This is a genomic window from Acinetobacter sp. 24-47-47 (assembly GCF_057737035.1).
This window is the reverse complement of the sequence record NZ_CM173216.1, coordinates 2456077-2478608: the sequence shown is the minus strand read 5'-3', so window position 1 is coordinate 2478608 and position 22532 is coordinate 2456077. Positions and strand designations below refer to the sequence as shown.

Here is a 22532-nt window from a genome sequence, read left to right as displayed (position 1 = left end):
TAGCGATTTTATTTATCCACCGTTTTTATCTTTTGAGGTTCGCCTCGATCATAATCTCGCGGTGACATGCTCCATTGTACGGGGCATCACTCCTTAAGGATTTTTTATGCCAATTATTACTTTGCCAAACGGCGATCAAAAACAATTTGATCAAGCTGTCTCTGTCATGGAAGTTGCTCAAAGCATCGGTCCAGGTCTTGCAAAAAATACGGTTGCAGGTCGTGTAAACGGCCATCTAGTTGATGCATGTGACTTAATCACTGATGATGCCACGTTGCAGATCATTACGCCTAAAGATGATGAAGGTGTTGAAATTATTCGTCACTCTTGTGCCCATTTAGTTGGTCACGCAGTGAAGCAGCTTTTCCCCGAAGCAAAGATGGTGATTGGACCTGTCATTGAAGATGGTTTCTATTACGATATCTACAGTGAAAAACCATTTACACCAGATGATATGGCTGCCATCGAAGAGCGTATGAAAAAGCTCATCGATCAAGATTATGATGTCATTAAAAAGATGACACCTCGTGATGAAGTGATCAAAGTATTTACTGAGCGTGGTGAAGATTATAAATTACGCCTCATCGAAGATATGCCAGATGAGACTCAAATGGGTCTTTATTATCATCAAGAATATGTGGATATGTGTCGTGGTCCACACGTACCAAACACTAAATTCTTAAAGTCATTTAAGTTGACGAAGATGTCAGGTGCTTACTGGCGTGGTGATGCGAAAAACGAACAACTTCAACGTATTTATGGTACGGCTTGGGCGGATAAGAAGCAGTTGGCTGCTTATATCAAACGTATTGAAGAAGCTGAAAAGCGTGACCACCGTAAAATTGGTAAAGCGCTTGATCTGTTCCACATGCAAGAAGAAGCACCAGGCATGGTGTTCTGGCATCCAAATGGCTGGACGATCTATCAAGTTTTAGAACAATACATGCGTAAAGTTCAGCAGGACAATGGTTATCAAGAGATTCGCACACCTCAGGTGGTCGATTTTAGTCTGTGGGAAAAATCAGGACATGCTGCAAACTATGCAGAAAACATGTTTACTACACATTCTGAAAACCGTAACTATGCCGTTAAACCAATGAACTGCCCATGTCATGTTCAAGTGTTTAACCAAGGTTTAAAATCTTACCGTGATTTACCAATTCGTCTTGCTGAATTTGGTTCATGTCACCGTAACGAACCATCGGGTTCATTACATGGGATTATGCGTGTTCGTGGTTTCACCCAAGATGACGCACACATTTTCTGTACAACTGAGCAAATTGGTCAAGAAGTTGCTGACTTTATCAAACTGACTTTAGATGTTTATAAAGATTTCGGTTTTGAAGAAGTGCAAATGAAACTCTCAACACGTCCAGAAAAGCGTGTAGGGGATGATAAGCTTTGGGATGTTGCTGAAAAATCTTTAGCTGACGCACTGGATGCAGCAGGTCTCGCTTGGGATTTACAACCTGGTGAGGGTGCGTTCTACGGTCCTAAAATTGAATTTTCTTTGAAAGATTGTTTAGGTCGTATCTGGCAGTGCGGTACAATCCAATGCGATTTTAACTTGCCATTACGTTTAGATGCATCTTATGTCACTGAAGACAACGATCGTGATCATCCTGTGATGCTTCATCGTGCAATTCTTGGCAGTTTTGAACGTTTTATTGGTATACTTATTGAACACTACGCTGGATTTATGCCACCATGGTTGGCACCAATTCAAGCATGTGTGATGAATATTACCGATTCTCAAGCAGATGCTTGTCAGTCAGTCGTCGCTAAATTGCAAGAAAATGGCATTCGAGCGATTTCAGACTTGAGAAATGAGAAAATCGGCTTTAAGATTCGTGAGCGTACTTTAGAGCGTATTCCATACCTATTGGTGCTTGGGGATCGAGAAGTAGAGGAAGGTACAGTGAATGTACGTACTCGCTCTGGAACAAATTTAGGTACTATGTCTATCGATGCATTCGTTGACTTAGTGAAAGTAGCCGTAGCCGAACGCGGCCGGTATATTGTGGAGTAAGAAAGATTAAACAGCCTGACCGTAACCAACAACAAGGTGCTAAAAGCAATCGTCCTGCATTAAATGATGAGATTCGTGCGAAAGAAGTGCGTCTCGTTGGCGCTGACGGAGAACAAAAAGGCATCGTTTCACTTGCTGAAGCGTTGCGTGCTGCAGAAGAAGTTGATCTTGACCTCGTTGAGATCGTTGCGAATGCAGAGCCGCCTGTTTGTAAAATCATGGATTACAACAAGCATTTATTTGATCTGAAGCAAAAGCAAAAAGATGCTAAGAAAAAGCAGCATCAAGTTCAGGTTAAAGAGATCAAGTTGCGTCCTGGTACAGACGTTGGTGATTACAATGTTAAGTTGCGTGCTATTCTGAAATTCCTTGAAGAAGGCAACAAAGTTAAAATTACTCTACGTTTCCGTGGTCGTGAGATGGCTCACCAACAATTGGGTCTTGCTCAATTACAAAAGATTGAAGCTGATGTGGCTGAAATCGGTGTAGTGGAACAAGCACCAAAAATGGAAGGCCGTCAAATGGGTATGTTACTTGGTCCTAAAAAGAAAAAGTAAAACCGATTTAGAGAAAAAGCCCTGCACATGCAGGGCTTTTTTTATATGTTGATTGAAGGAATATAGGTACACCTGAGTTAGTAAAGAGAGGAACGACTGTAGTTGTGGTATAAATCATCAGTTGAATATTTCCATCAGGCAGTACTTTAGTGAAGTCTAATAAACGTATATTTTAAACTTCTCGAATCATTTTGTGGCTTGAGTAAAAAATGTAATTATTTCGACAGGTAAACTCGTACTTGTGCATAGAAAATTCTAGATGGATGGTAAAGCTGAATAGGTTTGGAGTGTTTTAACGTCTTTAAGATGATTCATAAAGACTTTTTTATTGCACATGAGTTCATCAGAAAGTTAGTTGCTCAAAGCACCTGTAGATTTGATCTATAAAAAAAGCCGATACTTTTGCATCGGCTTTTTTGTGACTCATCAACTTCGATGTTTTATTCGACATGAACTGTTTTTTCAGTAGACTCTGTATTTTCTAACAGAAGTTTTTTGCCAATTGGAATTTGTCGAGGTAATTTCTCTTCTGGAATGATACGCTCTAAATCGATCACTAATAAGCCGTTTTCATAATCTGCTTGTTGAACTTCAATGTGTTCATCTAAGCGAAGCGATAATTTAAATGAACGACGCGCAATTCCTTTATGAAGATATTCGGTTTGTTCAGATTGAATAGCTTCCGGTTTTCCTGTGATTGAGAGAAGTTGATTTTCAAGACTGATATTTAACTCATCTTGACTAAATCCTGCAGTAGCGACCACGATGCGATATCTGTTCTCACCTTTTTTTTCAATGTTATAAGGTGGGTAGTTTGGAGCATCACTTTGCATTGCGTAATCAATAAAATCGTTTAAACGATCAAAACCAATACTACGACGAAACAATGGATGAAGATTTAAGTTACTCATGATTAAAACCTCCTGAGGTCAGCAAAGTCATAAAAATAAGAATGTTGTTCTGTCATGACTATCATCAACAGAACCAGATGATCATCATAAATCTGGCAATTTTTTATATAGGTTCAGACCGAAATTTTTCAATAATAAATTCAAAAAATTTTTAAAATATTTTATAAATAATTGATTTTTTATAACTTATAAATAAAAAATTTCTATCCTTGTTGTTTGGTTTGAAATGATTTATGGTGGATAAATCAATCAACAAAGGGCATATGGAGCCTGAACTGTAATGATCGATTTATATTACTGGGGAACACCCAACGGATTAAAAATAACAATTGCACTCGAAGAAATGGCTTTAGATTATCAAATCTATCCAATCAATATATTAGAAAATGATCAGTTCCAAACTGACTTTCTTGCGATTTCTCCTAATAATAAAATTCCTGCGATAGTTGATCAAAATGGACCGAATAATCAATCGATTTCGATTTTCGAGTCTGGTGCAATACTGCAATATTTAGGACGTAAAACGGGACAATTCTATCCTCAGCACGAAATCGCGAGGATTCAGGTTGAACAATGGTTGATGTGGCAAATGGGTGGTCTAGGACCGATGTTAGGTCAAAATCATCATTTTGCTAAATTTGCTAAAGAGAAAATCCCTTATGCGATCGAGCGCTACATTACAGAAACTAAAAGATTATATGGGGTGCTCAATAAGCAGTTAGTTGGGCAAGACTATGTGGCAGGTGAGTACTCTATTGCGGATATGGCAATTTTCCCTTGGTTGATGCGGCACGAGTGGCAAAGTATTCATTTAGCAGAGTTTGCTGAAGTGGAAGCTTATATTCAACGTATCCAACAGAGACCAGCGGTACAAAAGGCGCTTGCACTACTAAAGTAGATCACGGATTTAAGTGTGATAAACTCTACATATCTAAACCACCATTTGGTGGTTTTTTTATGGAGAACTGCCATGAAGGATTTTTTTTTAAATTTTAGCAAAATTGTTGAATCTAATTCAAAAGTATACTGGGCAATTATTGCTGGTATTTTACTCTGTGTTGCTTCTTATATCGTCGAAATATTTCATGTGCAAAATATCATTGCAGCAATCGATCCAGATTCTAGGGATCAATTAAAACAGGTGATTCCAGCAATTACGAGTAAATATACGGTGCTACGTGTCATCATAGTAGTGTTGGCAATTGCGTGGTCGATAAAAGAATATCGTAAAACTCAGAAACTTCTAGCGGTGAATAAGTCCAGTAAATGAATCTGATTTTATTGTTCTTAAGTGCCTTTGGAGCCGCCACTTTATTGCCCTTACAGTCCGAAGCAATATTGTTGGGGTCATTTGCTCTAAAACAATTTTCGCCGTGGATGCTTATTTTTGTTGCAAGTGTAGCGAATGTGATGGGTTCATGCGTTAATTGGTGGTTGGGCTTAAAAATAGAGCAGTTTAAAACCAAAAAGTGGTTTCCATTTAAGTCAGATCAAATGATTCGTGCTCAACGGGCTTATCAGCAGTATGGTACATGGTCACTTCTTTTAAGTTGGGTGCCTATCATTGGTGATCCAATCACCTTAATTGCAGGAATTTTGAAAGAAAAATTCTGGAAATTTATCTTCGTGGTGGGTATAGCGAAAACAGGTCGGTATCTATTTATTTACTGGGTGTATCTTGGTTTGTTCTAAATTTTCGTAGAGTAAAACTCATCAAGATTAATTTGTCTGAATCAAGATTAACGGTGCTTTTGTTTTGCGCAAAGATGCTATAGAATACTCGCTCCCTTACCTGCAGGTCGTATTGTAATGGTGCAAACGAGCCGAACAGGTGTTCAAAAGAGGTTGTTATGCCTAAGATGAAAACTCGCCGTGGTGCAGCAAAACGCTTCAAAGCGACTGCTAACGGTTTTAAGCGTAAACAAGCGTTCAAACGCCACATTTTGACCAAAAAATCTGCTAAGCGTATTCGTCAATTGCGCGGCTGTGTAATGGTTCACGTAAGTGACGTTGCTTCAGTTCGTCGTATGTGCCCGTACATCTAAGGAGATTATAAATGGCTCGTGTAAAACGTGGTGTACAGGCTCATCGCCGTCACAAAAAAATTCTTGCTCGCGCTAAAGGTTACTATGGTGCTCGTTCACGTGTTTACCGCGTAGCGTTCCAAGCGGTAATCAAAGCAGGTCAATATGCTTACCGTGACCGTCGTCAAAAGAAACGTCAATTCCGTGCTTTATGGATTGCGCGTATCAATGCTGGTGCACGTCAAAATGGTTTGTCGTACAGCCGTATGATCGATGGCTTGAAAAAAGCTCAAGTGATCATCGACCGTCGCGTACTTGCTGACATCGCTATGCATGACGCAGTTGCATTTGCTGCTTTAGCTGAAAAAGCTAAAGGCGCATTAGCTGCTTAATCATCGTAGATGAGAAAAAGACCGCTTTTTAGCGGTCTTTTTTATTTTCATTGTTTACGACCAAATAAAGCCAAGAGATTAGTATGAATAAAATTATGGTCGTCGGTACAGCAGCATCTGGGAAAACAACCTTTGCACGTAAGTTGGCTGTTCAACTGCAAGTCGATCATATTGAACTTGATAATCTCTTTTGGTTGGATAACTGGACTGAGTCATCTTCAATAGAATTTCAAGAAAAATTTATAAATCGTGTTAGGTCTATGAATAAGGGCTTCGTGATTGATGGTAATTATTCTCTGATTCAAAATTTAATCTTAAGTGAGATCGACACTGTGATGTGGTTGGATTTTTCACTACGCGTAAATCTTTATCGTGTGATTAAGAGGTCGCTATACCGTGTGATTAGCCAAAAGAAAATATGGAAAAATTCTAACAATAGAGAACATTGGGCGAAATTGTTAAGTAAAGACTCAATAATATTGTGGGTAGTCCAAACACATGGGAAAAATAGATTTAAATATTTGCAGATGATGAATGCCACTCAATATCATCATATAAAGTGGCTACATTTTCATAAAACTGAACAATTAGATGAATTTTTAAAACATCACAGTCCAAAATAGTAAGCGCAGAAACAGATTATTGCAGTGACTAAAATGAGGGCAAACACATTTGATTTACCTGTTTTAGGTGTGGGTTGGTGAGAACTGGAATCATTGTTGAAAAATCGTTTTCCATGTTGAGTATGCGTTGAGGCTTCATCCAAAGGGGAGTGAATTTCGGGGCTTTTTAAATGAGCAGTTTTATAGTGATTTGCTACTTTAGTGATGAATTTTGCACTCAGGTCATCTAACTTTTGTTGAAATACCTTCAGTTGTTTTTCTTCCTCAAGAGATTCTTGATGATCTTGCTCCAAAAGCTTTCGTTTTTGAATCTTTAAATGTTGTTCTAGATGCATGAAACGCACTAAGGTTTCATTGGCATAAGGTGCTGCATAATCTTGTGGCAGTAATGGTAAGGCAGCTCCAGCGTTGGAGGGTGATTGATCGTCAGTACCATAAAAGATTGCGCCACGTTTAACAGATTCCACCCCTTGTGCTAATGCGCGATCGAACAGCTCATTCTCTGTGTAGTCGTGAATATCATTCCAATTAGGTGCTTGAAGATCTGCCTCAACACGTTTGATATGTTGGGTGGATAGATCAAAACGCCAAAATGTTTCAATTCGTGCAGGGAGTGTTTGGTTGTTTGGTATCTCGAAGTCTTGTTCAGAACTATACCATTCGGCAAGTTCTTTACCACAGATCCATGCTGTTTTTACATTGCGGTGATGACTGACAATGAAATGGGGATATGGTAAAAGCTCAACATTTGGATTGGGATTTTTTTCATCGATTAATAAACTTGAGTTATGTAGGCTTAAGCGTGTGACACCCTGACGTTTTAAGCTTTCTAACCAAACTTGGAAATGTTGTGCCAATAAGTGTTGCGTATTTAAATCTCGAAAAAGGAAATGGTGCTGATTAAAAATCGCATGATTTTTCCAGTGTTGAAAACTTAAATCCTGACTTAAAAACTCATTGCCGTAAGTCACAAGTGTGAGCTGTTGTTTCCAAATTTGATCTAATGCCATGACATATCTTCTCAATGATCATTGCGCATATCTTAAACTTTTTATAAATGTAATTTCCAATTTAATTCCACATCCAATTTTAACACTTGCTGATCTTCATACGGAGCTATAAAAGCTGTTAGAATGCGCAGTTATATTATTTTTTATATTTGTTGCTTTGAGAGTTACTATGTCACTGGAAGCCCTGACCACTGAAGCGCTCGCTGCCATTGCAGCAGCTCAAGACCTTGCAACACTCGATCAGGTTCGAGTGCAATTTACGGGTAAGAAAAGCCAGCTTGCTGAACAATCGAAAGCACTGGGTAAAATGGATCCGGAAGAGCGTAAGGTTTTTGGTGCGCAGATTCATTCAGTTCGAGAAGCGATTAATGGCGCATTAACTGAGCGTCAAACTGCATTACAAAAAGCTGCACTAGAACAAAAATTAGCAAGTGAACAGATCGACATCACGTTGCCTGGTCGTGGACAACAGGTGGGCAGTATCCACCCAGTGACCCAAGTACAAGAGCGTATTTGTCAATTCTTCACGAAAGCAGGTTTTTCTGTTGCGACTGGTCCAGAGGTTGAAGATGATTATCACAACTTTGAGGCATTAAATATTCCTGGTCATCACCCTGCGCGTGCAATGCACGATACCTTTTACTTCGATGTAAACCATTTGCTTCGTACGCATACCTCTGGTGTACAGATTCGAACGATGGAAACACAGCAACCACCAATTCGTATTGTATGTCCAGGTCGTGTGTATCGCTGTGACTCAGACCAAACACATTCTCCGATGTTCCACCAGATTGAAGGTTTGTACGTTGCAGAAAATACGAGCTTTGCTGAGTTAAAAGGATTATTGGTTAATTTGCTGAATGAGTTCTTTGAAAAAGACTTGAAAGTACGTTTCCGCCCATCTTACTTCCCATTCACAGAACCAAGTGCTGAAGTCGACATCATGGATGAGCGAGGAAAATGGTTAGAAGTATTAGGTTGTGGCATGGTACATCCAAATGTTCTTCGTTCAGCGGGTATTGATCCAGACAAGTACAAAGGCTTTGCATTTGGTTTAGGTGTTGAACGTTTTGCAATGCTTCGTTATGGCATAAACGACTTGCGTATGTTCTACCAAAATGATGTGCGTTTCTTACGCCAGTTTGCTTAAAACTTTTTATTAAATCCTCTCCTAACTTGAGGAACTCCACAGAATCATTTGGGGTTCTCTCCCTTGGCAAAGGGGGTTAGAGGGAGGATTCTAGAGATTTGAATTACAGGTTTTATATCAATGAAAATTAGCGAAAATTGGCTACGCACATGGGTTAACCCAGCCATCGATAGCGATACTTTATCTGACCAACTGACCATGCTTGGCCTTGAGGTAGATGATTTATCTCCTGCTGCAAAACCATTTACAGGTGTGGTTGTAGGTGAAGTACTTACGGTAGAACAGCACCCAGATGCAGATCGTTTACGTGTAACGACTGTCAACATTGGTGTGGGTGAACCATTACAAATCGTCTGTGGTGCACCTAATGTACGTGCAGGAATGAAAGCACCCGTAGCAACCATCGGTGCAGTATTGCCAGGTGATTTTAAAATCAAAAAAGGTAAGCTTCGTGGTGTTGAATCACAAGGTATGCTGTGCGGTGCATCTGAAATTGATTTAGAAGATAAAATCGACGGTCTACTCGAGCTTCCTGCGGACGCGCCAGTCGGTGTAAACGTACGTGAATATCTAGACCTTGATGACAACGTGATTGATATTAGTATCACACCAAACCGTGGTGACTGTTTCAGTATTCGTGGGATTGCACGTGAAATTGGTGTGATTAACCAACTTCCCGTGACTGCGCCTGAAATTAAAGAAGTGGCTGCAACGATTGCTGATGAAAAGAAGGTCGTTGTATCTACTGAAGGTTGCCCACGTTACTTAGGTCGTGTGATCAAAAACGTCAACACCAAAGCGCCAACTCCTGAATGGATGGAACGCGCACTGGCTCGTTCTGGTATCCGTCAGCACAGTATCTTAGTTGATATTACCAACTATGTATTGATGGAGTTGGGTCAACCGCTTCACGCATTTGATGGTGGTAAAGTTCAAGGTGCGGTACACGTTCGTCAAGCAACTGCAGGTGAAAAACTTGTTCTCTTGAATGAGCAAGAAGTTGAAATGCAAGACAACGTGATGGTGATTGCAGATGACGAAAAAGCATTAGCAATTGCGGGCATCATGGGTGGCTTGTCTTCATCGGTGACAGACGCAACGACTGAAATCTTCCTTGAATCAGCATTCTTTGCACCACTTCATATTGCGGGTCGTGCGCGTAGCTTCGGTTTACATACAGATGCGTCTCAGCGTTATGAGCGTGGAGTGGATTTCGAACTTCCAATGATCGCAATGCACCGTGCATCTCAGTTGATTTCTGAGCTTGCAGGTGGTGAATTTGGTCCAATTACGGTAGCAGAAAATCCAAGAGTATTGCCAACACGCGAAGCAATCGAGCTTGAGCAGGCGCAAGTTGATCAACTTCTTGGTTATAAAGTTGACTCTGACTTTATTACTGATGCGTTAACACGTCTAGGTTGTCAGGTAACAATTAAAGCACAAGGTCAATGGTCTGTCGTACCGCCATCACATCGTTATGATATGGCAATCTACCAAGACTTAATTGAAGAGGTTGCGCGTATTCATGGTTATGACAACATTCAAATCAGCTTGCCTGTGATTGATGTGAAACTTGCAAAATACCAAGATCAATTTGAAGTTGCACAATTACGTCAAACTTTGGTTTCACTTGGTTATCAAGAGGCAATCAGCTTTAGTTTTGCTGATCTAAAACTTGAAAAACAGTTAAATCCAAGTGTAAATCCTTTGGCATTGGCAAATCCAATTTCAAGTGATTTGGCGGTAATGCGTTCGACTTTACTTTCAAGCTTAATTCCTTGTGTCCAATACAACGTTAATCGTCAACAAAGTCGTGTGCGCTTCTTTGAACTTGGCTTGCGTTTTGATTATCAAGAAGCCACCAGTATTCATGATCTTAAGCAAATACCTACACTAGCGATTGTGGCAACAGGTGCGAAGAATCAGGAATCTTGGCATGCTAAACCTCAGCCAATGGATTTCTTCGATTTTAAAGGTGAAATTGAGGCTGTATTGGCGGCTGGACGAGTTCAAGTAGAATATGTGCGTTCAGAGCGTTCATGGTTGCATCCAGGTCAAGCTGCTGAAATTTTAGTGGACGGACAATCAATTGGTTATATTGGTCGTTTACATCCATCGCTTGAAGATGAGCTTGATCTCGCACCGACATGGGTAGCAGAACTCGATCAATCGTCTGTTTTGCAAACTTATGTATCTAATTTTACAGAATTATCACGATTTCCTTCAGTGAGACGTGATATTGCAGTTTTAATTAGTGATAAGATTAATGTTAGTGAAATTCAGCAACTTATCGAAAAAACTGGAGGAGAGTTACTTGATTCTTCTTGGTTATTCGATGTGTATACGGGTCAAGGTGTAGAAGAGGGTAAACGTTCATTGGCGTTTGCACTTTTATGGCAGCATCCGAGTCGCACGCTTGAGGATGCTGAAATTAAATCTGGTATGGATAATATTTTACAAGTGTTAGAAAACACTTACCAAGCGACATTGAGGGCCTCATGACAGCATTAACAAAAGCAGAAATGGCTGATCATTTGAGTGAGCTGACGAGTTTAAATCGTCGTGAAGCTAAACAAATGGTTGAGTTGTTTTTTGATGAAATTAGCCAGGCATTAATTGCTGGTGAACATGTCAAATTATCGGGTTTTGGTAATTTCGAACTGCGTGACAAGCGTCAGCGCCCAGGGCGTAATCCAAAAACAGGTGAGGAGATTCCTATTTCTGCTCGCCGTGTAGTGACCTTCCGTGCTGGTCAAAAGTTTAGACAGCGTGTAGGGACAGAGCAAGTCGATTAATCGCTTGATCAAATAACATAAAAAAACCTGAGCTCAGCTCAGGTTTTTTTATGCTCTTAACTTTATGCGTATTCATAAAATTCAGCGCATAAAAAAGAGAACCAAAGGTTCTCTTTTTTTCGAATAATCTAAACTTTAGATTATTGAGCAGCAGAAGCAGCAGCAGTAGCGTCAGCAGCAGCGTCAGTAGCTTCAGCAGCAGCATCAGTAGCTTCAGCAGCAGCAGCGTCAGCTTGAGCAGCAACTTCAGAAGAAGCTTCAACAGCAGCAGCGTCAGCAGCTACAACAGCTTCAGAAGCAGCTTCTACAGCTTCAGATGCAGCAGCGTTTGCGTCAGCAGCAGCTTCTTCAGTTTTTTTAGCACAACCAACGAAAGCTAAAGTAGTAGCAACGGCAGCAGCAATAGCAATTTTTTTGAATAACATGGCATCACTCTCATTAAAATAAATTGAGACAAAAAACCCGGTTAGTCTGTTGTGTGCTTTTATTATTCCTAACGTTAGTAAGGTTAATAACGCATGGAGCAGCCTAACTGGTATGCCGACATGCTATCACTGAGTATTTTGAATTACTACTAGGCGAGATGAAAAAATGCTTAAAAAATGAGAAATTTGACCCTATTTTTAACAGAAAATTACAATCATTTTTGCATTTTGAATTGGAGAAATACTAAGTAAATACTTAAAAAATAAAGGGAATTAAAATACAAGATGATAAAAATCACATACTTGCAAGAAAAGTTACATTCAAAAGTTAGTATTGTGTATTTATGTAAATGGTGTCAACCCAAATAAAAGGCCATCAATAAATGATGGCCTTTTGCGTATTAGTTGGCAGCTTTGCGTTTCATTTGATCGAAGAAATCATCATTGGTCTTGGTTTCCTTCATGCGATCAAGTAAGAATTCCATCGCAGCAAGTTCGTCCATAGGATGGAGAAGCTTACGTAAAATCCAAACCTTACGTAGTTTATCTTCATCCATGAGGCGTTCTTCACGACGTGTACCAGATTTCTTGATATTCATCGCAGGGAATACACGTTTCTCAGCAATACGGCGATCAAGCGTAATCTCTTGGTTACCTGTACCTTTGAATTCTTCGTAGATGACTTCATCCATTTTACTGCCAGTTTCAATTAAAGCAGTAGAAATGATCGTAAGTGAACCACCTTCTTCGATATTACGTGCAGCACCGAAGAAACGTTTTGGACGTTCTAAAGCGTGGGCATCAACACCACCAGTTAAAACTTTACCTGATGATGGAATAACAGTGTTATATGCACGTGCTAAACGTGTAATTGAGTCAAGCAAAATAACAACGTCTTTTTTGTGTTCTACCAGACGTTTCGCTTTTTCAATCACCATTTCAGCGACTTGAACGTGACGTGCAGGTGATTCGTCAAATGTTGAAGCAACAACTTCACCACGAACGGTACGTTCCATTTCTGTTACTTCTTCTGGGCGCTCATCAATGAGAAGAACGATTAGGAAGCATTCAGGATTATTACGAACAATAGATTGAGCAATGTTTTGGATTAACATTGTCTTACCAGCTTTAGGTGGTGCAACAATAATTGAACGTTGACCTTTACCAATTGGAGCAACTAAATCGACAACACGCGCAGTTAAATCTTCAGTCGAACCATTTCCTAACTCCATCACTAATTGTTCAGTTGGGAATAAAGGCGTTAAGTTTTCGAAAAGAATCTTATTGCGAGAGTTTTCTGGCGTGTCGTAGTTAATTTGATTCACTTTTAAAAGTGCAAAATAACGTTCGCCTTCTTTTGGTGGACGAATCGTACCTGTAATCGTATCCCCAGTGCGCAAATTGAAGCGGCGAATTTGAGAAGGGCTGACATAAATGTCATCTGGACCCGCAAGGTAAGACCCTGCTGCAGAACGTAAAAAACCGAAACCATCAGACAGAATTTCAAGAACACCATCGCCGAAAATTTCTTCACCATTCATAGCATGGCGTTTCAAAATGGCAAAAATAATGTCTTGCTTACGGTTACGTGCCATTCCTTCAAGGCCCATGAACTCAGCAATTTTGATGAGTTCGCCTATCGGTTTTTTCTTGAGTTCAGTTAAGTTCATAAATGGTCGATTGAATTAAAAGGAAGTGTGGAACACAGATAGAATAGAAGCAAAAGACATCCGCAGTGCAAGAAAAGAGCAGCAATTGATTTGCACAATAACAAACTCAGAATCTAGTAAGTTCTTTCGAGGAGAAATGTGTAAACAATTTCTTTAGCCGAGCGGCGATCTTATGTTTTGTGTATTGTAAGAAACGAGGAGAAATTGTCCAAGTGTTTCTTGATCATGCAATATAAGTGAGATATGGCTCTTTGTCAATTTTACCGTCAAAAAAAGCGCCAAAAATTTGACGCTTTCAAAGCAATTAAAATTGAAAGAATTAGATATTTTCTTCAATAAAAGCTGCAAGTTTAGATTTAGGAGCTGCACCAACTTGTTGAGCAACAACTTCACCATTCTTAAACATCAATAAAGCTGGGATATTACGAATATTGTAATTTACAGCAGTTTGTTCGCATGAAGTTACGTCAACTTTTACGATTTTAACCTTACCTTCGTATTCAGTTGCTAAAACTTCAAGTACAGGAGCAATAGCTTTACATGGCGCACACCAGCCTGCCCAAAAATCAACAAGAACTGGCGTGTCAGAATTTAAAACGTCAGCTTCAAAATTAGCATCAGTTGTATTAACAATATTAGCAGACATGGAATTTGCTCCGAATAATTTTTTGAAAACAGTCTATCTATGTATATAAGTATTACATAGACCACTTTAACAAAGTAGGGGATAGGGTTTATTTTCGGACTAAATTCTGTAAATGTCTAATTGATGCTCACGATTTCCATGATCGGTGTAACACAATTGTCATATATGATGATTTTTTAAATAGTCGTTAAATTGACTAAATAAATGGCTTTTAAATTACAGTTATGTGAATTAATCTAGGCACAATTCTGGTTGAACTTAGCGCAACAATGTCTGATTTTTTGATTGATGAAGAACTCCTTGCAGCCATTGATATGGGCTCAAACAGCTTCCACTTGGCGATTGCTCGAGTTGATCATGGTGAGGTAAAAAAAGTCGCATCGATGTCTGAAAAGGTCCAATTGGCCGCAGGTTTAGATGAAAATAAAAATTTGACAGAAGCTGCTCAACAACGTGGTTTAGCATGCTTAGCTCGATTTGTAGGGCGCCTAAGTTCAGTCCAATCCAATCGCTTAAGAATTGTGGCCACCAATGCGTTGCGCCAAGCTAAGAATGGGCATGAATTCATTCAAAAAGCAGCTGAAATTCTGCCTAAACCTATTGAAATTATTGCTGGTCGTGAAGAAGCACGTTTAATTTATTTAGGTGTATCACATACTATGGCGAACAGCGGTCGCCGTTTGGTGATTGATATTGGTGGTGGCTCGACTGAGTTAATCATTGGTGAAGAGTTTGAGCCGATTCATACTGAATCCGTGCAAATGGGATGCGTTGCATTTACAAAGGCCTATTTTGCAGAGGGCGATATTAATCCAAAAGCTTTCGATCGTGCGGTGACTGCTGCACGCAAAGAAATCTCGGGTATCGCGACAACTTATCGTGCGGCAGGATGGGATACTGTTGTCGGTTCAAGTGGAACCATTAAAGCCTGTCGTCAAATTGCGGTAAATATGGGCTGGAGCGATGATCAGGAAAACTTGACTCGTGAAGGCTTGGAAAAACTTAAAGATAAATTACTCAAATATAAACATATTTCAGACATGGAATTTGAGGGTCTTAAGGAAGATCGTCGTGCAGTCCTACCTGCGGGTATTGCGATTTTATACGCTGTATTTGAAGTTCTTCAAGTTGATAAGCTGGTCTATTCAGATGGCGCCTTACGAGAAGGTGTAATGTATGATTTACTCGGGCGTTTCCAGCATGAAGATATTCGAGATCGTAGCGTACAAGCCTTGATGGGGCGTTATGGTGCTGATCAAAAACAAGCAGAACGTGTTGTTGAAACGGCTCAACATTTATTTGATAGCGTGGCAGGAACGCTTGGTCTAAATAATGACGATAGTGATTTGCTACGTCGAGCAGCTTATCTTCATGAAATAGGTTTAGCCATTAGTCATAGTGGTTATCATCGTCATGGCGCATATTTGCTTCAGCATTCTGACATTGCTGGTTTTTCACAAATTGATCAAAATCATTTGTCACATTTGGTCGCTCATCATCGCCGTAAATTGCGTGCTGAAGCAAAAAATGATGTGACGAAAGTCGGTGGAATTAAACTTGTCTATCTATGTTTGCTCCTTCGTCTCGCAATTTTGCTGAATCACAGCCGAAGCGATGAGATGCTTCCTGCCATTGAATTAAAGATATTAGATGAGCAACAATGGCAACTGAAAGTTTCTGGTGATGCAAAACAATGGCCTTTGTTGGTTGCAGAGCTGCATGATGAGCAGGTGCAATTTAAACATTGGGATATCGTTTTGAATATTCAGTCGGAACAATTTATTGGCTAACAGAAGCTGATAAGCGAATTTTATTAGTTAACTACGTCATAGTTAATTTAGGGATATTCATCGACTTATGAAAAATAAAGCTGCTCAATCTAAAGCATGGAAAACGGTTCAAATTGCGCGTCATCCAGATCGCCCACAATTTTTAGATTATGTGAGCGAAATTTTTACAGAATTTGATGCACTTCATGGTGACCGTTTATATGGTGATGATGGTGCAATGGTTGGCGGTTTAGCACGTTTTAATGGTCAGGCTGTGATGGTGGTTGGTCAACATCGTGGTCGTAGTACACGTGAAAAGTTACAGCATAATTTTGGGATGAGTAATCCAGAAGGCTATCGCAAGTCTCAGCGTTTACTTGATATGGCTGAACGCTTTAATCTTCCAGTTTTCACATTTATTGACACCATGGGTGCATACCCTGGTGTAGGTGCTGAAGAGCGTGGACAAGCAGAAGCAATTGCAACGAGTCTAGCTCAACTCTCAAGTTTAAAAGTACCTGTCATCGCGACTGTTCTAGGCGAGGGTGGTTCTGGCGGCGCATTAGGCATTGGCGTTGCAGATCGTGTGATTATGCTCTCTCACAGTATTTATTCTGTGATTTCACCTGAAGGTTGTGCCTCAATTCTTTGGAAAACTGCTGAAAAAGCTGAGCAAGCGAGTGAAGCACTTGCACTCACTGCAGATAAACTGAAAGAACTTGGTATTGTTGAGTATGTTGTAGATGAAGGTGAGGGTGCTCATCTTCAGCCAGACGTAGTCATGGATAATTTAAAACATGTGTTACAAGCTGCACTTGATGAGCTTGTTCCAATGGATGCAAATGCAAGATGCGAAGCACGTTACCAACGTTTAATGAAGTTTGGCAGCGACAATTCAGGTCTAGCTTCTTAAAACAAATTGCCAAATTTGGTGATGAACACACGTTCTTAGTGGGATGCAGTGGCGGCATGGATTCCATGCTGTTGCTGTATGTCATGTCTCAATTAATTCCCCAAAAAATCCGTGCGATTAATATTAACCACCAGTTGCAATCTGCAAATCAGGAATGGGCCGAATTCGTCCATCAATTTTGTATAGCAGCGCACATCCCTGTGGTTCTCGAGACAGTTCAAGTTGCTGAAGGGAATTTGGAGCAGCAAGCTCGAGCAGCACGTTATCAAGCTTTTAAACATCATTTATCCGACACAGATATTTTAGTACTGGCACATCATCAGCAGGATCAAGCTGAGACCGTATTATTACGTTTGTTCTCTGGTGCTGGAATACAGGGGTTGTCCGCGATGAAATTATTAGATTCACGTGAAGACATCATTATTTGGCGACCATTATTGAATCTCAGTCGTGAGCAGATTTGCCAATGGGTAGAACAACTCAAATTGCCCTACGTGGATGACCCGACCAATTTTGATACGCACTATGATCGAGCTTGGTGCCGTCATGAGCTTTGGAATATTTTGCAAAGCCGATTCCCTAAAATGCAACAGGCGATTGTGAGAACTAGTGTGCTGATGCAAGATGCGGATGAAATTTTGCAAGAGGTTTTACAGCAAGATTTGGCGTTCTGTGGCGATGATGATCATCTAGATTTACGACAACTCAATCAATTAAGTTTAGCAAGAAGAAGACAACTTTTATCCAATTGGATGAAAGGTAAGGATCAATACCGTCCTGCATTTGAGATGGTAGAGCGGTTGAATGAAGAAGTTATTTTGGCGAAACCTGATGCACAAGCAGCATTGCATTGGAATGGACAATATTATGTTCGTTTCCAAAACGTCTTATATCGAGTTGCTAAGGATGCATACTTAGCAGAATCGAATACAACTGATTCAGAAATAAAATTTGAAATCCAGCAAGTTGTAAATTTAGCTTCGGGTCAATTTAAGATCTGCCAACATCAGGAAGAGTATGGTCTGCGTACAGAACTTTTAAATCAGCCTTTGACATTGCATTATCGTCAAGGTGGGGAAAAAGTCCATTTGCATGGACGTGTGGGGAAATGGCCATTAAAAAAAGCAATTCAAGAGGCACAAATTTTTCCATGGAAGCGTCATACTATTCAAATTTTAAGCTTAGATAATGTTATGCTTGGTGTTTTCACGCCAAAAGGGTTTTGGCTGGCTGAATCAGAGTATTGTGAAGTCGGTGGTTGGCAGCCAAAGTTAGTTTCATCGCTATAAAATCAAGGTTGAGAGTCGTTCATGAGTGTTGCGTTAAACTGTAATATTTGTTTCATTGGTGGTGGTAATATGGCTCAAGCCCTAATTGGAGGGTTGATTAGTCGTGGTTTACCAACAACGCGTATTACAGTTTCCGATCCTGTAGAACGTGTGAGAGAGTTATTAAAAGAAAAAGAAATTCAAGTTACAGACAATAATGAAGACGCGATCCAAAATGCTGATGTTGTTGTTCTGGCGGTGAAACCACAAGTACTGGCACAAGTTCTTAAACCGTTAAAAGATAAATTTGAGAATAAGTTAATTGTTTCGATTGTAGCAGGAGCTGAAATTGCAACGATTGCTGCATTAACGGGGACGGAGTTTATCGTTCGTGTCATGCCTAATACACCTGCATTGGTTCAAACAGGTGCCCATGGTTTATATGCTCATGACGTTGTTGACCAAGCAAAGCGTGAATTGGCAAGTCAGATTTTAGCTGCAACAGGCTTAACACTTTGGGTAAACTCAGAAGAGCAAATTGATGCAGTAACTGCGGTATCGGGGTCAGGGCCAGCGTACTTTTTCTATATGATGGAAAGTATGATTCGTGCTGGGAAAAATTTAGGCTTGGATGAGAAAACTGCAACAGCATTAACGCTACAAACAGCTCTCGGTGCTGCACAAATGGCGATCACCAGTTCTAATACGCCATCTGAACTGCGTAGAAATGTGACATCACCAAATGGTACAACTCAAGCGGCCTTGGAAGTTTTTGATCGAGCGCAAATTTCACAGAATATTCAAGCTGCTCTTGCGGCTGCAAAAAAACGCAGTCAGGAGCTCGCTCAGGAATTAAGTGATAGTTCTAAATAACTAAATTTTAGGAAAATTGAAGTATGGGTGCGAACTCTGCGCTATTTTTTGACATTATCATTAATGTTGCGATTTTATTGGTATTTTTCCGTTTTTTAATGCAATTGGCGGCAGTCAGTCCATATAACCCTGTTGTGCTATCGACAGTGAAAGCAACTAAAATTGTAGATGTGTTTGGACGAATCTTGCCAACTGTGGCACAGGGGCGTGTAAATCTAGCAGCTTTAGTGCTGATCGTGTTGTTGTATTTTCTTAAGGTATTTGGCTATAAATATTTAAATGCCTTACCAACAGGCGATGTATTGTACTTTATTGGTTCAACAGTACTTTCAATGTTGCAGGCATTAATTTCAATTCTTAAATATTTACTGTTCGCTTACATCATATGTAGTTGGATTTTGATGTTTTCACAAACACGTTCACCTTATATTGAAGTGATTCAAGAATTAGCTGAACCGATGTTGGCACCATTCCGTAAAGTAATGCCAAATTTAGGGATGATTGATCTATCTCCAATCCTTGCATTCTTTACACTTTATATTGCTGAAATCATGTTGAAATCAATTGGTTAAATCTAGATTACGGATTTTAACAATTTTATAAAAAAGGACTCAAATGAGTCCTTTTTTACAATTTAAGAATCTTAGAAATTAGTGCGCTTCGCCCCAGTTTTTCCCTTTGCCGACTTCAACAACAAGTGGCACAGAGAGTTGAACAACACCTTGCATTGCATCTGCGATTTTAATAGAGATCTCGTCAGCAATCGCTTCATCTACCTCAAACACTAATTCATCGTGAACTTGCAATAATAATTTGGCCTGATCTTTAGGGAGAATTTTATCTACTTCGATCATTGCCATTTTGATAATCTCCGCAGCAGAACCTTGAAGAGGCGCATTAATTGCAGCGCGTTCAGCTGCCTTTCGAATCATCATATTGCGCGCATCGATATCTGGGGTGTATAAGCGTCGCCCTGTAATGGTTTCAACAAAGCCTTGTTCTAAGGCGACTTGTCGTGTGCGTTGCATATATTCATAAATGCCAGGATAGCGATGGAAATATTGTTTAATGTAATTTTGAGATTCTTCGCGTGTGAATCCCAACTGACGTGTTAAACCAAACTCAGACATGCCATAAAGTAATCCAAAGTTGACTGCCTTGGCTTGGCGACGTTGATCATTGGTTACATCATCCAAAGCAATATTTAATACTTCTGCTGCAGTACGGCGATGAACATCTTGGCCGTGATTAAACGCGTCAACTAAAGCCTCATCTTGTGAAAAATGTGCCATAAGACGTAGTTCAATTTGTGAGTAATCGGCAGCAAGTAAAACCCGACCTTCAGGTGCAACAAAAGCTTTTCGGATTTGACGACCGATCTCTTCGCGAATTGGAATATTCTGAAGATTAGGATCAGTAGAAGATAATCGTCCAGTTGCGGTTAAAGCTTGATGGTAGCTGGTATGAACACGATGACTTTCGTTATTGGCTTGTTTGATTAAACCGTCAGTATAGGTACTTCTTAATTTAGACAAGCCACGATATTCTAAAATAAGTGCAGCGATCGGGTGATCAATTTTCTCAAGAATGCTTTCGCTGGTACTGTATTGACCTGTTGAAGTTTTCTTACCACCTTTTAAACCTAACTTATCAAAAAGAATATCACCCACCTGCTTAGGTGAGCTGACATTAAAAGGTTGACCAGCGATTTCGATAATCTGATTTTCTAACTCTAGAATTGTATTAGAAAATTCTTGACCCAATTGATCGAGGAAACTCAAATCGAGCTGAATTCCATTTTCTTCCATCGTCGTCAGAACTGCAGCTGTCGGCATTTCGATTTGATGAAGAATATTGAGAAGCTCTGGGATTTCTTTAAGCTTACGCTCCAATACCTCATACAAACGATAGGTTACATGGGCATCTTCAGCGGCATAATGCGCTGCTGTTTCGATTTCAATTTGATTAAAGGTTTTTTGTTTAGCACCTTTGCCCGCCACTTGTTCGTAAGTAGTGGTTAAGTGGCTAAGATAAACGCGCGCAACGTCATCCATACCATGGCGCGTCGCCACAGCATTGAGCACGTACGAGGCAAGCATGGTGTCAAAGTACCAGCCTTGTAAATGAATTCCATGATTTTCGAGAATATGAGCATCATATTTTAAATGATGACCAATCTTCTCAATCTCAGCGTTTTCTAAAATTGGTTTGATTTGCGCAAGAATAGCGTCGCGATCCAATTGCTCTGGAGCACCTTCATAGTCGTGAGCAAGCGGAACGTAATATGCATCTTGGGCATCAAATGCCACAGAGAAGCCTACCATCTCTGCAACACGATAATCTAAACTTGTGGTTTCAGTATCGAAAGCAAAGCGTTTCTCAGTAGTCAATCTTTGAAAGAGTTTTTCCCAATCCGCTGGTGTTAAAACGGTATGGTAAGTTGCCTCGCCAAGCTGATCATCTACACTAGTTTGAACCGCTTGGTCTTCGATTTTCGATGTTGCAGTACTCGGTTTTGCGACAACTTGACTTGATTGTTTATAGGCAGCACTATTTGGATTGTTGGGATGATCTAAAGACTGAAGTTGATTTCTAAACTCAAGTTCGGTGTAAAGCTGACGTAACTCTGCAACATTTGGATCTCGGAGTTTAAGATCATCGTAGGTCAGATTCATGTCTAAGTCACAAACAATACTTGCTAGCTGATGATCTAGCGCAATACCATCTGCATTGTCTTTAATATTTTGGCCTACTTTGCCTTTAATTTTATCGACATTTTCAAGAATGCCACCAATTGAACCATATTCATTCAGCAGTTTAGCCGCAGTCTTTGCTCCGATACCAGGAACGCCCATGATGCCGTCAGAGGCATCTCCCATGAGGGTTAAATAATCAATAATTTGGTTCGGCCAAACACCAAACTTTTCAAAAACGCCATTCACATCCATGGGCTTGTCTTTAAAACTGTCTTCAAGTGTCACTTTGTCCGTGACCAATTGAGCCATGTCTTTATCGCCTGTGGAAATCAAGACTTGATAGCCTTCTTTTTCTGCACGTTTTGCCAGCGTACCGATGATATCATCGGCTTCCGCACCAGGTATGGCATGGAGTGGGATACCTAAAGCACGAATTAAATTATGTAAATACGGAATTTGTTGAGCGAGTTCGTCAGGCATGCTCGGTCGATCCCCTTTATATATTGGGGAAAGTTGATGACGGAAAGTTGGTTCAGGTGTGTCAAAAATGACAGCCATGTGTGTAGGTTGAACACGACGCATTAACTTTTGGATAGCAGAAATAGCTCCGCGAATTGCGTTGGTTTGTAAACCTGTTGACGTCGTTAGCGGTGGTAGTGCGTGATAAGCACGAAATAAAAAATATGACCCATCGACCAAGACAAATGGTGGCATTGAAACGTTCCTAATCCAATTAACTTTTTCATTGTACGTGATTTTCAGCAGTTGCGCTGATACAAGA

22 protein-coding genes are annotated in these 22532 nt (G+C 40.1%); 16 read left to right on the top strand and 6 right to left on the bottom strand.

Annotated features, from left to right (window positions below; all coding sequences use genetic code 11):
• Positions 1–106: 106 nt before the first annotated feature.
• Positions 107–2029, top strand: a complete 1923-nt coding sequence (thrS, locus tag AC1M9E_RS11600; RefSeq protein ID WP_092768341.1) for a threonine--tRNA ligase — start codon at positions 107–109, stop codon at positions 2027–2029.
• Positions 2030–2034: 5 nt separating this feature from the next.
• Entirely contained in the window at positions 2035–2586 is a 552-nt protein-coding gene (gene infC / locus AC1M9E_RS11595; protein ID WP_081403231.1) for a translation initiation factor IF-3, read from the top strand.
• 440 nt (positions 2587–3026) lie between these two features.
• On the opposite strand, the gene AC1M9E_RS11590 is transcribed toward infC, so the two are convergent.
• Positions 3027–3497: an Hsp20 family protein gene (locus AC1M9E_RS11590; RefSeq protein ID WP_481595065.1), complete on the bottom strand. Its 471-nt coding sequence runs from the start codon at positions 3495–3497 to the stop codon at positions 3027–3029.
• Positions 3498–3777: 280 nt separating this feature from the next.
• Here AC1M9E_RS11590 and AC1M9E_RS11585 point away from each other — a divergent pair, with 280 nt between their 5' ends.
• From AC1M9E_RS11585 to AC1M9E_RS11560, 6 genes are all read left to right on the top strand, one after another.
• Positions 3778–4395, top strand: coding sequence for a glutathione S-transferase family protein (locus AC1M9E_RS11585; protein WP_481607833.1), 618 nt, complete (start codon positions 3778–3780; stop codon positions 4393–4395).
• 72 nt (positions 4396–4467) lie between these two features.
• Positions 4468–4767, top strand: coding sequence for a hypothetical protein (locus AC1M9E_RS11580; protein WP_481588718.1), 300 nt, complete (start codon positions 4468–4470; stop codon positions 4765–4767).
• A complete protein-coding gene (locus AC1M9E_RS11575) occupies positions 4764–5189 on the top strand; it encodes a YqaA family protein (protein ID WP_035265367.1) in 426 nt (141 codons plus the stop codon). The genes AC1M9E_RS11580 and AC1M9E_RS11575 overlap by 4 nt, the downstream gene beginning before the upstream one ends.
• A 158-nt stretch (positions 5190–5347) precedes the next feature.
• Positions 5348–5542, top strand: a complete 195-nt coding sequence (rpmI, locus tag AC1M9E_RS11570) for a 50S ribosomal protein L35 (RefSeq protein WP_004278281.1) — start codon at positions 5348–5350, stop codon at positions 5540–5542.
• Positions 5543–5553: 11 nt separating this feature from the next.
• Positions 5554–5913 (top strand): 50S ribosomal protein L20, encoded by a 360-nt coding sequence (rplT, locus tag AC1M9E_RS11565; protein WP_004867327.1) that lies wholly within the window; start codon positions 5554–5556, stop codon positions 5911–5913.
• A gap of 83 nt (positions 5914–5996) precedes the next feature.
• Positions 5997–6536, top strand: coding sequence for a P-loop NTPase family protein (locus AC1M9E_RS11560; protein ID WP_481607834.1), 540 nt, complete (start codon positions 5997–5999; stop codon positions 6534–6536).
• Here the strand turns inward: AC1M9E_RS11560 and AC1M9E_RS11555 are convergent.
• Positions 6521–7546 carry a hypothetical protein gene (locus AC1M9E_RS11555; RefSeq protein ID WP_481607835.1) on the bottom strand — a complete coding sequence of 342 codons (1026 nt, stop codon included), beginning with the start codon at positions 7544–7546 and terminating at the stop codon, positions 6521–6523. The genes AC1M9E_RS11560 and AC1M9E_RS11555 overlap by 16 nt on opposite strands.
• A gap of 169 nt (positions 7547–7715) precedes the next feature.
• Between AC1M9E_RS11555 and pheS the strand changes: the two genes are divergently transcribed.
• The 3 genes from pheS to AC1M9E_RS11540 all read left to right on the top strand — a co-directional run bounded on the left by pheS (position 7716) and on the right by AC1M9E_RS11540 (position 11491).
• Positions 7716–8696, top strand: a complete 981-nt coding sequence (pheS, locus tag AC1M9E_RS11550; protein ID WP_035265373.1) for a phenylalanine--tRNA ligase subunit alpha — start codon at positions 7716–7718, stop codon at positions 8694–8696.
• A gap of 120 nt (positions 8697–8816) precedes the next feature.
• Positions 8817–11198 (top strand): phenylalanine--tRNA ligase subunit beta, encoded by a 2382-nt coding sequence (gene pheT / locus AC1M9E_RS11545; protein WP_481607836.1) that lies wholly within the window; start codon positions 8817–8819, stop codon positions 11196–11198.
• A complete protein-coding gene (locus tag AC1M9E_RS11540; RefSeq protein ID WP_035265376.1) occupies positions 11195–11491 on the top strand; it encodes an integration host factor subunit alpha in 297 nt (98 codons plus the stop codon). The genes pheT and AC1M9E_RS11540 overlap by 4 nt, the downstream gene beginning before the upstream one ends.
• 140 nt (positions 11492–11631) lie before the next feature.
• Here AC1M9E_RS11540 and AC1M9E_RS11535 read toward each other — a convergent pair whose 3' ends face one another.
• The 3 genes from AC1M9E_RS11535 to trxA all read right to left on the bottom strand — a co-directional run bounded on the left by AC1M9E_RS11535 (position 11632) and on the right by trxA (position 14232).
• The gene (locus AC1M9E_RS11535; protein WP_035268570.1) at positions 11632–11916 is read right to left on the bottom strand and encodes a hypothetical protein; all 285 of its coding nucleotides are present in this window, start codon (positions 11914–11916) and stop codon (positions 11632–11634) included.
• A gap of 401 nt (positions 11917–12317) precedes the next feature.
• Positions 12318–13586, bottom strand: coding sequence for a transcription termination factor Rho (rho, locus tag AC1M9E_RS11530; protein WP_035268567.1), 1269 nt, complete (start codon positions 13584–13586; stop codon positions 12318–12320).
• 319 nt (positions 13587–13905) lie between these two features.
• Positions 13906–14232 (bottom strand): thioredoxin, encoded by a 327-nt coding sequence (gene trxA / locus AC1M9E_RS11525; RefSeq protein WP_035268564.1) that lies wholly within the window; start codon positions 14230–14232, stop codon positions 13906–13908.
• Positions 14233–14501: 269 nt separating this feature from the next.
• Here trxA and ppx point away from each other — a divergent pair, with 269 nt between their 5' ends.
• From ppx to AC1M9E_RS11500, 5 genes are all read left to right on the top strand, one after another.
• A complete protein-coding gene (gene ppx, locus AC1M9E_RS11520) occupies positions 14502–16022 on the top strand; it encodes an exopolyphosphatase (protein WP_481590343.1) in 1521 nt (506 codons plus the stop codon).
• 67 nt (positions 16023–16089) lie between these two features.
• Positions 16090–16914 carry an acetyl-CoA carboxylase carboxyltransferase subunit alpha gene (locus AC1M9E_RS11515; RefSeq protein WP_481593338.1) on the top strand — a complete coding sequence of 275 codons (825 nt, stop codon included), beginning with the start codon at positions 16090–16092 and terminating at the stop codon, positions 16912–16914.
• Complete coding sequence (gene tilS, locus AC1M9E_RS11510; protein ID WP_481607837.1) at positions 16851–18203, top strand: tRNA lysidine(34) synthetase TilS; 1353 nt, start codon at positions 16851–16853, stop codon at positions 18201–18203. Before AC1M9E_RS11515 ends, tilS begins: the two co-directional genes overlap by 64 nt.
• A gap of 21 nt (positions 18204–18224) precedes the next feature.
• Complete coding sequence (gene proC / locus AC1M9E_RS11505; RefSeq protein ID WP_035268555.1) at positions 18225–19055, top strand: pyrroline-5-carboxylate reductase; 831 nt, start codon at positions 18225–18227, stop codon at positions 19053–19055.
• 23 nt (positions 19056–19078) lie between these two features.
• Positions 19079–19627 (top strand): YggT family protein, encoded by a 549-nt coding sequence (locus AC1M9E_RS11500; RefSeq protein ID WP_481588726.1) that lies wholly within the window; start codon positions 19079–19081, stop codon positions 19625–19627.
• Between the two features lie 78 nt (positions 19628–19705).
• Here the strand turns inward: AC1M9E_RS11500 and polA are convergent, their stop codons facing one another.
• Complete coding sequence (gene polA, locus AC1M9E_RS11495; protein WP_481607838.1) at positions 19706–22465, bottom strand: DNA polymerase I; 2760 nt, start codon at positions 22463–22465, stop codon at positions 19706–19708.
• Positions 22466–22532 lie beyond the last annotated feature (67 nt).